Below are 14,914 nucleotides of genomic sequence, written 5' to 3' on the forward strand. Positions count from 1 at the left end.
CCTTTTATTTTGTTTGACTTTTAAGCAATATTTAAATTTTAAACCAAATTTAATAGCGGCAGTATCGTGAGATGAATTTTAATGTTGTGTAGAAATTTTAGGTCAAGACTAGGCAAATAGCCTGTCGCGGACTTAAAATTTCGAACTCATTAAAAAGCGTTCACGAGACAACGCGTATCAAATTTAAAAAATTATTCGCATCCCAGCTGGCTGTGCCTACCAGCACCCCATCGCAGCTTTTGATACCCGCGATATCAGCGATATTTGCTGCATTGACGCTTCCGCCGTAAAGTAGCGGCACATTTGCCTTTGTCTTTAAAAAACTTAGCACCTCATCTATCTGCTCTATGCTAGCGCTCCTGCCGGTTCCTATCGCCCAGATCGGCTCGTAGGCGATGATCAAATTTTTATAGCCCAGGTCAATGTTTTCAAGCTGGCGGCTTAGAAATTCTTTGGTCGCTCCGCTCTCATTTGTACTTAAATTTTCGCCGATGCAGTAGATCACGTTCCAGCCATTTTTTGCGGCAAAGTCAAATTTCGCTCGCAAAAACTCCTCGCTTTCGTTTAAAATTTCACGCCTCTCAGAGTGGCCGATCAGCACATCTTTGATGTCAAATTCATCAAGCATCGCCTTGCCGATCTCGCCAGTATATGCCCCACTCTCGCATGGGTAGAAATTCTGCGCCCCAAGCCTAAAAAGATGCCTTTTTTCATCAAAGGCACTAGCTGGAGCAAATACGCTCACGTCGTCGTTTGCGCTTAAATTTTCGTCTAAAATTTTCGCGTACTCTCTAAAGCTTGCTCTTGTGTGGTTGCACTTTAAATTCGCTAGAAATTTCAAGACCTACTCCTCTTTTCTAAGCGGCTTTATGCCAGGTAGCTCTTTGCCTTCTATTAGCTCCAAGCTAGCACCACCGCCAGTCGAGATAAATGTCATCTCATCAGCGTCGCCTGCACGCTCAACCACGTCAGCCGTATCACCGCCGCCAACAACGGTTGTCGCGTGAGTGTCGATGATAGCGTGGCTCATTTTGATGCTACCCTTGCTAAATTTATCCATCTCAAAAACGCCCATAGGTCCGTTCCACCAGATGGTTTGCGCATCGGCGATGACCTCTTTAAATAGCCTAATCGACGCTGGTCCGATGTCAAGCCCCATCCAGCCATTTGGGATCTCTTGGGCAGGGACATATTTTACAGCACTTTCAGCTGAAAACGTCTGAGCAGCGACGACATCTACTGGCAGGTAGATTTTCACTCCTAGCTCTTTGCCTTTTTGTAAAATTTGCCTTGCATCTTCGATGAGCTCTTCTTCAAGGAGCGAATTTCCGATGTTTTCGCCAAGTGATTTTAAAAATGTAAATGCCATACCGCCGCCAATTATGAGCTTATCGACGCGTGGCAGAAGGTTATGCAAGGCTTGAAGCTTGCCACTTACCTTTGAGCCGCCCACGACTGCGACAAATGGACGAGATGGATGTTTTATCAAATTTTGAGCGAAATTTATCTCTTTTTGCAACAAAAATCCCGCTGCCTTGTGCTTTTCATCATAAAATTTAGTGATCGCTTCGACTGATGCGTGAGCCCTGTGGCAAACGCCAAATGCGTCATTTATGTAAAATTCGCCAAATTCTGAAAGCTCTTTTGCCAAAGCCTCGTCGTTTTTGGTTTCGCCCTTTTCAAAGCGTAAATTTTCTATCATTAAAATTTCGCCTGGCTTTAGAGCCGCAGCCTTTGTTTTAGCGTCATTTCCGATCACATCTTCAGCAAATATCACCTCTCTATCAAGCAGTCTTGATAGCCTCTTTGCCACGCCTTGAAGTGAAAATTTCTCTTCGTAACCATTTTTTGGACGCCCTAAGTGACTGGCCAAAACCACGCTGCAACCATTATCCAAGCAGTAGCGGATAGTTGGTATCGCTGAGCGGATCCTGCGGTCGTCGGTAATGTTTAAAAACTCGTCCATAGGCACGTTAAAATCGCACCTTATAAAGACTTTTGCACCATTAAGCTCAAGGTCGTTGATCGATAAAATATCACTCATTTTTCACCCTTTAAATTTACTTTGTAGCCACGATCTTAGCAAGATCTACAAGCCTTGTTGAGTAGCCCCACTCGTTGTCGTACCACGCAAAGACCTTCACCATATCATCAGCGATAACCTGCGTAGTGTCGCTCGCTACGATGCTGCTAAAGGTGCTCGTGCAAAAGTCGCTGCTAACTCTGTAATCGTCATCAACGAATAAAATTCCCTTTAAATTTGACTCTGCAGCCGCTCTAAATGCCTCGTTTATCTCCTCTTTGCTAGCTGGTCTTTTTAAAACCGCCGTTAGATCGACCATTGAGACGTTTGCCACTGGCACGCGCACTGCTTGACCGTGCAGCTTACCGCTTAGCTCTGGAAGCACTTTAGCGATCGCTTTTGCAGCTCCGGTGGTCGTAGGTCCGATATTTAGCGCTGCAGCGCGTGAGCGACGGAAGTCTTTAGCCTTTACATCAACTAGGCTCTGACCATTTGTATATGCGTGGATCGTAGTCATCAGCCCTTTTACGATGCCAAATTTATCGTTTAGCACCTTTGCTACTGGAGCTAGGCCGTTTGTGGTGCAGCTTGCGTTTGAGACGATCGCTTCGCCTGCGTATTTATCGTCATTTACGCCAACTACAAATGTCGCCGTGTCGTCTTTTGCGGGAGCGCTCATGACGACTTTTTTGACGCCGCGAGCAAGATATGGCTCACATTTTTCAGTGGTTAAAAACTTGCCAGTGCACTCTAAAACCACGTCCGCGCCGTAGTCTGCGTAGCTAAGCTCGTTTAGATCTCTTGTAGAAAAAACTCTTATCTTTTTGCCATTTACTTCTATAAAATCGTCGCTTATCACCTTAACGTCTTGCTTAAATTCGCCATGCACACTGTCGTATTTGAGCAAATACCTCGTCATATCCCTTGTTGCGGTGTCGTTAATAGCGACAAGCTCAACATCATCACGCTCTAAAATAATACGAGCAGCACACCTACCGATACGCCCAAAGCCGTTTATTGCTACTTTAACTGACATCTTAGCTCCTTTTGATATAATTACGCCTAATTCTACAAAAAAGAATTTTAAAACAAATATAAACAAGGCACTTTAATAGATGAAGTTAGCACTTTTTGGCGGGAGCTTTGATCCGGTTCATTTAGGACACGATAGCATTGTAAAAATGGCACTAAGCGGCCTTGATATCGACAAGCTCATCATCATGCCAACTTTTATAAGTCCCTTTAAGAGCGAATTTTCAGCTCCACCAGAGCTTCGCCTAAAGTGGATAAGAGAAATTTGGGGCGGCCTAGAGAAGGTCGAGATCTCAGACTATGAGATAAATTTAGCTCGCCCAGTGCCTACCATAGAGACGGTTAAGTATTTGTATGAGAAATTCAAGATAGAGAAATTTTATCTCATAATAGGCGCGGACCACCTAGCCACGCTTGATAAGTGGCACGGATATGACGAGCTAAAAAGCTTAGTGCAGTTTGTGATCGCTAAGCGCAATCACATAGAAATTCCGCAAAATTTACAAAAAATGGACGTGCACGTGGATGTTAGCTCGTCGCAGATCAGGCATCAAAAGGGGCTTGATGAGCTGCCTAGCGAGATAAAAGATGAGATTATAAATTTTTACCAAGGATTAAAAATGCAAGAGAGATCGATGCAAGAGCGCACCGAAAGTATAGTTAAGGTTTTAGACGCAAAAAAGGCTGAAGAGATACAAGTCTTTGATATGAGCGGGGATGATTATTTTGTAAAGGCCGTAGTTATCGCTACTACGCTTGGCGAGAGGCACGCTTACTCGCTGGCTGAGGATCTAAAAGAGGAGCTTAAGCCTCTTGGGGAGAAATTTATAGGTACGGAGAGCTCGCCTGATTGGATCGTGATGGACCTTGGTGACATTTTGATACATCTTTTGAGCCCAGCTTACAGGGCAAAATACAACATCGAAGAGTTTTTGCAGAAGCTAAAAACTAGCAAAGAGTCTTAACAAAGACAAGCGATGAGCAAATAAGCCATAAAAATATAAAAAATGCTAGCAAAAATGGCTTTTTACCCGTCGCTTTAAATATACTCCTATCTATCCCAAATCCTAAAGCACACATCGCAACGCAAAGGCAAATGCTGGCGGCTAGCTTTAAAATCTCCACTAAATTTTCAGGGAAAAATGGCAAAGATCTAACGCAGATCGCCACTAAGAAAAATAGCGCAAACCATGGTATGCTCTTTATTTTTGAGCCACCGCTATTTTGACTTAAATTTAAGAAACTTAGCAAAAACAAAAAAGGTACTAGCATAATGACGCGAAGCATTTTTATGATGACGGCGGTGCTGCTTACTGCGCTGTCAAATGCTGCTGAGGCTGCCACTACGTGGGCTACTTCGTGAAGTGAGCCGCCGATAAAAAAGCCAGTTTGGTGCGGCGTGAGAGCTAGAAATTTAGCGATAAATGGATAGATAAACATACCAATCGTCCCAAAAAGTACCACCGTGCAAATGGCGATAGCAAGCTTGTTTGCGTCTGCTTTTATCTCATTTTGAGTAGCCATAACAGCAGCTGCGCCGCATATGCTAGCCCCTGAGCCAATGAGCACAGCACTATCCTTGCTAAGCCCCAAAGCTTTAGCGGTAAAAAGCGCAAAACAAAAGGTCGCAAAAACCATAAAAGCTGCGTATATCACGCCTAGAGTGCCGACACTTGCGATCTCGCTAAGGCTTATATTAAAGCCAAAAAGTATGATGCCTAGCCTTAAAATTTGCTTCCCAGCGATCGCTACGACGCCACTACTTTTTAAAATTTGAGTCTGTTTGGCAAAAAGATTTGCAAAAATGGCGCCTAAAATGATAGAGATGATGAGCGGACTTGTGTGAAATTTAGCCAAAAGTGTGTTTGAGAGCGCAAAAGAAATGGCGCATATGAGCGCTAAAACAAGTACAGCGAGAAATTTATGAGACATATTTTAACCTTAACTCTTTTTTTAAAAATGCAATTAGCACGTTTGGGTATAATTAGACGAATTTTATAATGCAAATTTAAAATAAAGATAAAGGGATAGGCCTATGATCATCCTTGGCGAAAAATATACTTTCACCAAACTCGAGCTAGAGAAGCTTAGGAAGAAATTTGGCCAGGTGAATTTTTTATCCCATGAAAATAGCTACGCAAAAGCTTTGCGAAGCGCACTAGAAAATCTCATAAAATCAGGCGATCAAAGGCTGATCGTGCTAAATACCCAAAAGCCAGTTGATAGCAAACTGGTGAGATTTCTCACGCTTTTGCAGTTTAAGACGAAGTATAAAAAGATCAAATTTCTAAATGTGGAGAGCTTTTTAGAAATTTACTTGCAAAAGTGCTACATCCCAGAAAATGGCGAAAATTTAAACTTTTTAAACGATATCAAGCCTTATAATGCCTTTGAGTACGCCTTAAAACGTGTGATCGACTATGCAAGCTGCTCGCTGCTTCTTGTGATACTTTTTGTACTTAAATTTTATGTAAAGAAAAAGATAGACGAGCAGTCTCCTGGCAGCCTTTACTTCTTGCAAAATAGGGTCGGGCTGGATGCTAAAATATTTAAATGCTATAAATTTAGAACGATGCATGAAAACTCGGAACACAACCCATACACGCAAAAAAATGACACAAGAGTATTTAAATTTGGCGAATTTATGCGCAAGACTAGAATGGATGAAATACCTCAATGTATCAATGTATTTCGCGGCGATATGCACCTAATAGGACCACGTACAGAATGGGATATATTAGTTCATGACTACGAAAAAAAGATCCCTTACTACAATGAACGCCACATCGTCCGCCCAGGGATTACCGGCTGGGCGCAGGTAAACTACCCTTACGGCGCAAACACTCACGATGCCAAGCAGAAACTCATGTATGATCTTTACTACATCAAGCACTGGTCACTTTGGCTGGAGATAAAAACTATATTTAAAACATTTGAGATAATACTAGGCAAAAAAGGTATCTAGCTGTTTAGTCCATAATAGCTTTTGTATATTTTTCTAGGACGATATTCTCATCAAAAGATAAAATCATTTTTTTTCTGCCATTTCTACCCATTTGCTCAAGAATACTTTTATCAAGATTTAAAATTTTTTCCATTTTTTCAGCGAGATCTATAGAGTTTTTTGGCTCACACAAAAAGCCATTTACTCCATCATCTACTATTTCTTTACAGCCACTAACATTTGTAGCTATTAATGGCTTTGCCATGGATGCGGCCTCTAATAAACTTTTTGACATTCCCTCTTTATACGACGCCAGTACGACGCACTCAGCACTAGCTACAACCTTACTTACATCATCGCTCATACCAAGATAGTCCAAAAAGTCGTTTTTGAGCCACAAATTTAACTCTTCGTCGCTAATGGCAGTATTATTTTTGACATTTTTTTCTCCGAGTAGCAATATCTTAAAATCATCTCTTTTTTTTCTTAAAATTTTACCAGCCTCAACTAACTCAACAATACCTTTATCTTTTATAAGTCTTGCTACACACAAAAATTTAAATTTTTCGTCTCTTTTGCTCTCTTGTCTTGGGGCAAATTTATTTATATCTACACCACTTCCTGGTAGGAGGTCGCATTTTTCTTTTGAAATAATGCCCAAATTTACAAATAGATCTTGATCATCTAAATTTTGAAAGAAGACAACCTTGTTTGCATTTAGCGATATCTTATAAAGAAATTTAACTATGCTTGTTACAAAACTTTGTTTTATAAAAACTGTCCCAAGCCCCGTGATATTGCTAATACAACAAATACCTAAAATTTTACAGGCAAGTGAGCTATAAATATTTGGCTTAATAGTAAAATTTAGGACACAAGCTGGCTTCTCATTTTTATAAAGGGTTAGCAAGCTAAAAAAAGTTTTTAGATCAACTAACGGATTTATCCCTTTTGCATCAAAATTTATATGAAAAACTTCAAAATTTTCTTCCAATAAAGTTGAGTATTTTTCATCATATGGAACAACAAACGACACTTTAAAACCATTTTTCTTTAGGTGATTTGCAAGGCTCAATCTAAAGTTGTACCCACTCCAAGCACTATTTGTCACTATAAAGACGCTTTTACTCAAGCCATCTCCTTTTCCACATTTGATAAACCACTATAAACCAAATAAGACTTTGAAGCTCTTCTCCAGCATAAAATCTATCTTTTAAAATTTGTATTTGTTTTACATCAAATATCTCATCATTTAAAGCCCTAGAGTCCAGATTCTCTTCAACAAGCCATCTTAGATCACCCCTTAACCACTTTGCAAGCGGGATCTGAAAGCCTGATTTTGGCTTGTCTATTATATCTTTTGGGATATATTTGTACAGAATTTGTCTTAGCAAATATTTTGGCTGATTATTCTTATATTTTATACTTACTGGAACGCGTGTCAAATACTCTATCAAACGATGATCTAGTAGTGGCTCACGCCCCTCTAAGCTAACACTCATTGTAGCACGATCAACTTTTGTAAGCACATCATCGCACATAAAAAGTTTATAATCACACATCATCATATGATCTAAAAAATCAAGATTGAGCTCATTTTTCCACACATTCATATACTCTTGTTTTAGCCCTATTTTTAGAAATTTAGTTACGTCCGACCTATCTACATAACTACTTGCATTTATAAACATTTCGTCTAAATTTTTACTATTTATAGCTCTTTTTAACTTTAGAAATTTATCTCTGAAATTTGTCTGGCGGATATTATTTGGCAGGGCTTGATTTGCAATATCAGCAATTTTTTCATTTATTAAATTTAATCCAATTTTTATCAAATTTCTCTTGAGCGAAGTAGAAAAAATACCCTGAAATTTATGTAAAAAGAAATACTTGCTATATCCACAAAAATGTTCATCTCCACCATCTGCGCTAAGTGCAACTGTTACATCTTGTTTTGCCATTTTTGAAACTGCCATGGTCGCTACCGCAGAGCTATCTCCAAAAGGCTCATCATAAAAGAAAGAAAGAGTGTCGATATATGAAAGCATGTCGGCTTCATTTATATAATACTCATGATGATTTGTACCAAAGTGCGTGGCCACTTGCTTTGCGTGGGCAGCCTCGTTAAATCTAGCGTCATCAAAACCTATGGTAAATGTATCAATCTTTTGCGTTTTGCTTAGCAAAGCAGCCACCAGTGAGCTATCATATCCGCCACTTAAAAAGACGCCAACTGGCACATCAGCGATAGTACGTAAATTTATTGCACTGTCTAAAAGACCTTCGAGTTCGTTTAAAATTTCACTCTCATTTTTATTAAATTTTGGCTGTGCATAAAAATATCCTACATCCCAATATTTTGTTATTTTAAATGTCGTTTTGACAATATCAAATTTTAAATAACAACCAGCAGGAAGTTTAAAACAATCCTTAAAAATACTATAAGGCGCAGGAATATAGCCAAACTGAAAAAAATAAGCTAGCGCATCTAAATTTTGCTCTTTCTTAAATTTTGGATGCTTGTGAAAAGATTTGATCTCAGAAGAAAAAATAAAATTTATACCATCAAAATAGTAATAAAGTGGTTTTACGCCAGCTCTATCACGGCATAAGAATAGCTCATTTTTATTTTTATCCAAAATAGCAAATGCAAACATTCCTATAAATTTAGCAAGACACTCATCACCCCACTCTTTATAAGAGTATAAAATAACTTCGGTATCAGAATTTGATACAAATTTATAGCCAAGGGCTAATAGCTCTTCCTTTATAGCTTTAAAGTTATAAACCTCTCCATTAAAAACTATCACATATCCACCGCAATCACTCACAAAAGGCTGGTGTCCATTTGAGCTTAGATCCATTATAGATAGGCGGTTGTGTCCAAGGTGAACGCCACTTTTTTCATCAAAAAAAACACCTCTATCATCTGGACCGCGATATGCCTGCATCTCTAGCATATCTACTAAAATTTGCTCATTTTTATTTTTATCTATAAAACCAACTAACCCGCACATATTACTTCCTTGTATCGTTTTATAATACCATCAATGTTAAAGTCATTAGCCCTTTTTTTAGCAACTTGTTGGTACTTCTCTCTTAACTCATTATCACCTATTACAACTTCTATCGCTTTTGTCAAATTTACCTCATCTTGCAACGGTACTAACACTCCAAATTCTGCAAGTTCGATATCATCTCTTAATTCAAATTTAATATCACTTTTTGGCGCTAAAATCTCCCTTGGACCACTAAGACAATCCGTGCTTATAACTGCACATCCACAAGCCATTGCCTCTGCCAGCACATTTGGAAAGCCTTCAGCATTTGACCCGAGTATAAATATACTGCATTTTGAAAGATATTTATATGGATTATTATCAAAACCCAAAAAAACCACCCTCGTGGCGATACCAAGCTCTCTTGCAAGAACTTTTAGTTTACTCTCGTTTTCGCCTTTTCCCAGTAGATATAATACATAGTCGTTATCAACTATTCTTGCAAATGATCTTAATATCAACTGCTGATTTTTCCTATCGCACAATGTTCCAACTGCGATTATACTTTTATTGTCAATATCAACGCCAACTTTTTCGTTGGCCTTATTGTTTATACTCTCTATATCATATGGGTTGTAAATTACCACCTGTTTAACACCAATATTAAAATTTTCAATCAAGTCAAATTCTATTGCTTTTGAAACCGATATTATCAAGTCTGCCTTTTTATATAGTGTTTTTAATAAGATTTTACTAATTACATCTTCGAGAGAATTATTACGATACATCGCACTAGGAGCTATTCTCTCGCTAATAACAACCCTATGTTTTGCAAAAAAACTAGATAATATATTTATATAATTTGCCCTATACAAAAAGCTTGTTACCTGCGCAAAACCAAATTTCTTAATGATTTTAGCTAGCTTAAAGGCCAAAAATGGAAGCCTGATTAATTTTTTTATACCACTTAAATTTACATCTTCATTTAAACAAATAACATTTATTCTGTTATCAAGCAGATAGTCTATGTTGTTCTCTAATAAAATCAGATAACATTCATATTCGAAACACAACTCGTTCAATAAGGTACTAACGACCCTCTCTGCACCACCACCGCCAAGAGAGTTGATCAATATAGCTATTTTTTGCATGATTTAAGAATTTATATTTTTGTATATTTTTTCTAATTCTGAAAAATATTTTTCGATATTAAATTTATCGACTACACTATCATATAAAGCATTTCCGTATTTTTGCCTTAGCGCGTAGTCCTGCTCCAAGTTAATTATATGATTTGCCAATTCATCAGGTTCTATCTCTTTTGGCTGTTGTAGCTTTTTTGTTTTTGGATTGACCACATATTCTGGCATAGGAACAGAATTGATAGGTATCTGACTAATACTAATTTCCTTTTTGGGCTCTATAAGCACACCGCTAATCCTATCGTCTATAATTTCTGAAATTCCATCTACACATGAAGCAATTACAGGTTTTTTACAAAACCCAGCCTCAATTATGGTATTGCCAAGTGGTTCTCTAATGGATGGCACAATGATTAGATCCATGCTATTTATAAAATCAAGCGGATTCTTCACTCTACCAACGAAAAATATATTGTCTCTTTTGTCCGCCATATCTTTTAGTAGTAGCTCCCATGGGCCATTTCCAGCTATAAAAAACTCATATTGTGGCAACTTTTTTGCAACCTCTATAAAAGTATGAACTCCTTTTGGGGTATCAAGCCTGCCTATATATCCGACTTTAAATTTATTAATATCATTAGTAGCAAATGCGCTATTGTTTAAAATCATATCACCACTTAAAAAACCATTATACAAAACATGAATTTTATTTGCATCTACGCCAAATCTCTCAATCATCATAGTTTTTGATGCATTAGAATTTGCAAGCAGTAAATTTGCTTTATTGGCATTATCTCTATACACACGAATATCTTCATCTTTTAAATTCCAAGCAACTCCCCTTTCGTGCAATATAATATTTGACAAAGGCAGTGAATTTAAAATTCTATGCAAAGAGTGGCTTCCTATATTATTATAAAAGTGTACTATGTAGTCTTTGGAGTATAAAAAATAGATAAATTTTAGTTTGTTAAATACGGAACTTCTTATATTTTTATAATAACACCCTATTTCCTTAAAATAGTCGTCTAATGGATGAGTGCCATAGATCTGATGGTCAAACTCACTTTTTTGCAGCGCCATCTTAAAATATGGAACAAAAGACTGCTGAACTCCTCCTATGCCAACAAGCGATAGTTGATGAATAACTATTTTTTTATGCATTTACTAGTCCACATATTATTTTGTAGTACGCCTCATCTATAACTTTTGTAGATGCCCTATTTATAATATTTTCTGCGTTTTTAGTAAGCTTTTCTTTTGGAATTTTTAATGACATTATTATTTTATTAGCAAATTCTTTCGGATCCAAGCTAGAGCAATACCCACCCTCTCCATCAACTATCTCAACATCAGTTATATTTTCTATAATATTTGCCACTATAGGCACTCCACAAGCTTGGGCTTCTATGATAGGTGTTCCAAATCCTTCAGCTTTTGATGGAAATGCAACAACATCACTTAGTTTTATGTATTCATCCATATTATCAACAAAGCCCATTTTAAACTGCACTCTATCTTCTAAACTAAATTCCTTTATTTTACTGATTATATTATCAAACATATAAGGCTCTCGTTTATTTTCAGGACCACCTATTACTAATTTAAAGCAATCTGGCAATAACTTTAAGACATCAAGTAAAAAAATATGATTTTTTCTATCACACAAACTACCAATGTGACACAATACCGTATCTTGATCAGAAAATTTGGTGTATTTTTCTCTCAATATACTTTTTAACTCTTCGCTACACAGATTAAATTTATCTTCATTTACAGGATTGGGTCTTGACCATATATTTTTAATAGCAAATTTTCTTGCTAGGATTTCAAGCCGCTTAGATATAGCAACAACCACAGTATTTTCTTTTGAAAAAATCTTTTGCATAATTCTTGAAAACTGTATGGGGTAAAATGGATCTGACATATCATTGCAAAGCTCTCTTATGATGGGCTTATTTTTTTTAGAAAAATACCATGTCAAAAACCCTATGGTAAATGTATTTCCAAAAGTATGTAACAAGTCATATTCTTTTATGTTTTTTCGTATATATAGCCAGCTATAAAAAAACTCCCAAAGCATATCAGCTAAAACTATAACGCTTCTTTTTAGTGATCTTTTTTTAGGAACATTAAATGGAGATGAAATTCTATACACATCCACATCATTATATTTATATTTTAGATTATTATTAAGTGATACAGAATTTGATACAACATCAAATTTAATACCATATTTACCAGAAAGTCTTTTGTATGTATTATAAGCCCGCAGTCCAGACCCAGAATACTCCTCTATAAATTTACTTGAAACTACTAATACTTTTATCTCTTTAGCACTATTTGACATTCTTATTCTTTTTCAATATAAAAATTGTCCATTTTGGCCTTTTTGATCTAAAAAATAGGTCAAAAAATATACTAAAAACTCCAAAAAAACCTTTATGTGGGTTTAAATGTACAACTTCCACAATCTCAAGATCTGTATATGTTGTTAAATTTTTGAAATCTGTAGTATCCAGCTCAAATATATGATAGTTTTCCAATCTTTTAGTTGCCGTATCCTCTTGTTGTTTTTTTAGTACATGACTGTTTTTTACATAAGGTATAGATAAAAATAAGTAGCCACTACTTTTTATATATTCACAAATATTTTTTAATACCATCAACTGATTTTCTACGTGCTCAATAACCTCAAAAGCAAAAGCGCTATCAAATTTATTTTCAATAGAAGACAACTCATCTACTGTATATGCTTCTATTCCTTTTGATTTCATATGCTCAACGCATTTTTTATTTATATCAACACCAACGCCACCCAATCCCAAAAATTCCAGAAAAACACCATTCCCAGCTCCAAAATCAACAATCTTATTATTTTTTATATCAATGTATTTTTCTATAATTTCTTTTGTTTTTATATACCTATAAACAGAAGAATATAATCTATACTTATTCTTTGTATTATTAAACCACTTTTCCTTATCTACTAAATCAATATTTCTTTCATTTAAATCGATTATATGATTTTTAATAGAATCAATAGCTACTATTTTTTCAATATCTATATTCATGTTATTTAGTTTGTTCAAACTGCATTTACACAAATATAATTCAAGTAACTTAATGTATGTCTTTTTCATTTTCTAAACCTTGACAAATAATCTTCAGTCTGCCATGAAACATGACTTCTTGGCTTCTTAAATATATCTTTCATAGCTCTTGTATACTTTACAGTATCCATCATGTGAGTAACATCCATCCAATAATAAAAAAAGCTTATCTCAAAATTTCTCCAATATTTCTTTGCGTTTTTACCAAAAAAAACAAAAGGAATTTTAAAAATAAACCTTAATGGGATGATCCAGCTTGGAACAATACTTTTTTTATTAACAGGGATATCATCACCCCATACATTACACATATTTTTATCTTTTAACATACTAACATATAGATTTTGCTCATCTTTAAATTCTGCTGGAACCTTTTGCCAAAAAAATAAATATTCATCATCCCATAATGGCATTCTCCACTCATGTCCATAATACTCGTAAATTCTTTGACCAGATATTACATACTTAGTTTGCCTATCTATAAACTCAGAATACTCGTAAAACAAATGATCCTGAGAACTATCACTCCTTAAATCACCACAGGCTAAGACGATTTCATCCCACAACTTTTTCTTGATCAATGATATATTTTTCTCTGTTTTTAGATGCCCCCAAAGAGAAAAATGCTTATTAATAAGGCTATTTAAAATATTTTCTTTTCTATCTTCATATGAGCTTAAATTTTTTCCATTCTCCATCATCTTGCTAATATGTGCACCTGAAATAAAATCGCCACTATTTCCATTTATAAATATAGCATCACTATCTACATAGCCAATATCTTTTAGATATTTAAGTGCAGATAATCCTTGTATATACGGCACTGATGCAAAACTTTCACTATATTTTAAGTATTCAGAATAATCACTTGAGCTATAATAATGTTTCTCAGTACAATGAGTTAAAGGAATAAAAATCCACTCATAACCTAACTTCTCAGCCACAATCTTAGCAACTTTTGCTTCAGAATTATCTTGTGTACCGTAAGAGAAGCATTTAACATTTTTAGCAGACAGATATTTTAGCGCAGATACCACTAGCCTAGAGTCATTTCCAGCACTCAAAGGCACTACTATCTGTCTATTGCCTATATCTTTTAACATTTTTTTAAAAATTTTTAATGTTACATCAAATAACTCTTCTTGATAGGTTTTGTAATCTTTTTTTTCTATTTCTCCAAAATATTTATAGTACTGTATATACTTAAAATTATCATCTTTAAAAACTACTAACTCTCCAGCTTTTAAAGCATATAGCCCTTTATAAAAAGTTTTATTACCTATCGTATATCCAGACATAGAAGCCTCCAAAAGCACTGTTGTATCAACACCTACTTTTAAGTCATTTTGATTAATTATATTCTGTGGGTTGTTACTAATGTAAAAATTTTTATCAAATTTATAAAAAAATAACGGTGTACTTCTTATTTTATCTACTAGTATAAAAGATAGATCATTTTTTTGTACAGCAATGGCAAAGTGCCCATCAATACTATGTGATAGTTCTGCTATGCTACTTTCATCCTCTATACTATAAAGTAGCTCTATTAATTCATCTATAGAGTGAGAATATATGTACCCTTTTAAATATATACTCATCCCGTCTTTTTCAAATTTGTTCCAAAATTGATCTTGTTTTATATCTATAACTACCATATCATT

Annotated in this window: 13 protein-coding genes; 2 read left to right on the forward strand and 11 right to left on the reverse strand. The window is 35.8% G+C overall.

Features of this window, described 5'->3' with window-relative positions; genetic code table 11:
• Window positions 1-160: 160 nt before the first annotated feature.
• From CVS91_RS06170 to gap, 3 genes are read right to left on the reverse strand one after another with little or no spacing between them, the layout of a single operon-like run.
• A complete protein-coding gene (locus CVS91_RS06170) occupies window positions 161-841 on the reverse strand; it encodes a triose-phosphate isomerase (protein ID WP_107831021.1) in 681 nt (226 codons plus the stop codon).
• A gap of 3 nt (window positions 842-844) precedes the next feature.
• The gene (locus CVS91_RS06175; protein ID WP_087581581.1) at window positions 845-2,044 is read right to left on the reverse strand and encodes a phosphoglycerate kinase; all 1,200 of its coding nucleotides are present in this window, start codon (window positions 2,042-2,044) and stop codon (window positions 845-847) included.
• A 16-nt stretch (window positions 2,045-2,060) separates the two neighbouring features.
• A complete protein-coding gene (gene gap / locus CVS91_RS06180) occupies window positions 2,061-3,059 on the reverse strand; it encodes a type I glyceraldehyde-3-phosphate dehydrogenase (protein WP_107831024.1) in 999 nt (332 codons plus the stop codon).
• A 79-nt stretch (window positions 3,060-3,138) separates the two neighbouring features.
• Here gap and nadD point away from each other — a divergent pair, with 79 nt between their 5' ends.
• The gene (gene nadD / locus CVS91_RS06185; RefSeq protein WP_107831026.1) at window positions 3,139-4,020 is read left to right on the forward strand and encodes a nicotinate (nicotinamide) nucleotide adenylyltransferase; all 882 of its coding nucleotides are present in this window, start codon (window positions 3,139-3,141) and stop codon (window positions 4,018-4,020) included.
• Here nadD and CVS91_RS06190 read toward each other — a convergent pair.
• A complete protein-coding gene (locus CVS91_RS06190) occupies window positions 4,004-4,987 on the reverse strand; it encodes a YeiH family protein (RefSeq protein ID WP_107831028.1) in 984 nt (327 codons plus the stop codon). The genes nadD and CVS91_RS06190 overlap by 17 nt on opposite strands.
• 103 nt (window positions 4,988-5,090) lie before the next feature.
• Here CVS91_RS06190 and CVS91_RS06195 point away from each other — a divergent pair, with 103 nt between their 5' ends.
• Complete coding sequence (locus CVS91_RS06195; protein ID WP_107831030.1) at window positions 5,091-6,020, forward strand: sugar transferase; 930 nt, start codon at window positions 5,091-5,093, stop codon at window positions 6,018-6,020.
• Window positions 6,021-6,024: 4 nt separating this feature from the next.
• Here CVS91_RS06195 and CVS91_RS06200 read toward each other — a convergent pair whose 3' ends face one another.
• From CVS91_RS06200 to CVS91_RS06230, 7 genes are read right to left on the reverse strand one after another with little or no spacing between them, the layout of a single operon-like run.
• A complete protein-coding gene (locus tag CVS91_RS06200) occupies window positions 6,025-7,131 on the reverse strand; it encodes a glycosyltransferase family 4 protein (protein WP_107831032.1) in 1,107 nt (368 codons plus the stop codon).
• A complete protein-coding gene (asnB, locus tag CVS91_RS06205) occupies window positions 7,124-9,016 on the reverse strand; it encodes an asparagine synthase (glutamine-hydrolyzing) (RefSeq protein WP_107831033.1) in 1,893 nt (630 codons plus the stop codon). The genes CVS91_RS06200 and asnB overlap by 8 nt, the downstream gene beginning before the upstream one ends.
• Window positions 9,004-10,131, reverse strand: coding sequence for a glycosyltransferase (locus tag CVS91_RS06210; RefSeq protein ID WP_159071402.1), 1,128 nt, complete (start codon window positions 10,129-10,131; stop codon window positions 9,004-9,006). Before CVS91_RS06210 ends, asnB begins: the two co-directional genes overlap by 13 nt.
• Before the next feature lie 21 nt (window positions 10,132-10,152).
• Window positions 10,153-11,304: a glycosyltransferase family 4 protein gene (locus CVS91_RS06215; protein ID WP_107831037.1), complete on the reverse strand. Its 1,152-nt coding sequence runs from the start codon at window positions 11,302-11,304 to the stop codon at window positions 10,153-10,155.
• On the reverse strand, window positions 11,297-12,490 hold the full coding sequence (locus tag CVS91_RS06220) for a glycosyltransferase family 4 protein (protein ID WP_107831039.1): 1,194 nt from the start codon (window positions 12,488-12,490) through the stop codon (window positions 11,297-11,299). The genes CVS91_RS06215 and CVS91_RS06220 overlap by 8 nt, the downstream gene beginning before the upstream one ends.
• Complete coding sequence (locus CVS91_RS06225; protein ID WP_107831041.1) at window positions 12,480-13,283, reverse strand: class I SAM-dependent methyltransferase; 804 nt, start codon at window positions 13,281-13,283, stop codon at window positions 12,480-12,482. The genes CVS91_RS06220 and CVS91_RS06225 overlap by 11 nt, the downstream gene beginning before the upstream one ends.
• On the reverse strand, window positions 13,280-14,908 hold the full coding sequence (locus CVS91_RS06230; protein WP_107831043.1) for an asparagine synthase-related protein: 1,629 nt from the start codon (window positions 14,906-14,908) through the stop codon (window positions 13,280-13,282). The genes CVS91_RS06225 and CVS91_RS06230 overlap by 4 nt, the downstream gene beginning before the upstream one ends.
• Window positions 14,909-14,914: the final 6 nt, after the last annotated feature.

The organism is Campylobacter concisus (genome assembly GCF_003048985.1).
Classification (GTDB): domain Bacteria; phylum Campylobacterota; class Campylobacteria; order Campylobacterales; family Campylobacteraceae; genus Campylobacter_A; species Campylobacter_A concisus_AY.

What these genes read in the sequence shown, in the direction of transcription:
- CVS91_RS06175 (WP_087581581.1), bottom strand. Translation starts at nt 2,044, where the DNA reads ATGAGTGATATTTTATCGATCAACGACCTTGAGCTTAATGGTGCAAAA.
- gap (WP_107831024.1), bottom strand. Translation starts at nt 3,059, where the DNA reads ATGTCAGTTAAAGTAGCAATAAACGGCTTTGGGCGTATCGGTAGGTGT.
- nadD (WP_107831026.1), top strand. Translation starts at nt 3,139, where the DNA reads ATGAAGTTAGCACTTTTTGGCGGGAGCTTTGATCCGGTTCATTTAGGA.
- CVS91_RS06190 (WP_107831028.1), bottom strand. Translation starts at nt 4,987, where the DNA reads ATGTCTCATAAATTTCTCGCTGTACTTGTTTTAGCGCTCATATGCGCC.
- CVS91_RS06195 (WP_107831030.1), top strand. Translation starts at nt 5,091, where the DNA reads ATGATCATCCTTGGCGAAAAATATACTTTCACCAAACTCGAGCTAGAG.
- asnB (WP_107831033.1), bottom strand. Translation starts at nt 9,016, where the DNA reads ATGTGCGGGTTAGTTGGTTTTATAGATAAAAATAAAAATGAGCAAATT.
- CVS91_RS06215 (WP_107831037.1), bottom strand. Translation starts at nt 11,304, where the DNA reads ATGCATAAAAAAATAGTTATTCATCAACTATCGCTTGTTGGCATAGGA.
- CVS91_RS06220 (WP_107831039.1), bottom strand. Translation starts at nt 12,490, where the DNA reads ATGTCAAATAGTGCTAAAGAGATAAAAGTATTAGTAGTTTCAAGTAAA.
- CVS91_RS06225 (WP_107831041.1), bottom strand. Translation starts at nt 13,283, where the DNA reads ATGAAAAAGACATACATTAAGTTACTTGAATTATATTTGTGTAAATGC.
- CVS91_RS06230 (WP_107831043.1), bottom strand. Translation starts at nt 14,908, where the DNA reads ATGGTAGTTATAGATATAAAACAAGATCAATTTTGGAACAAATTTGAA.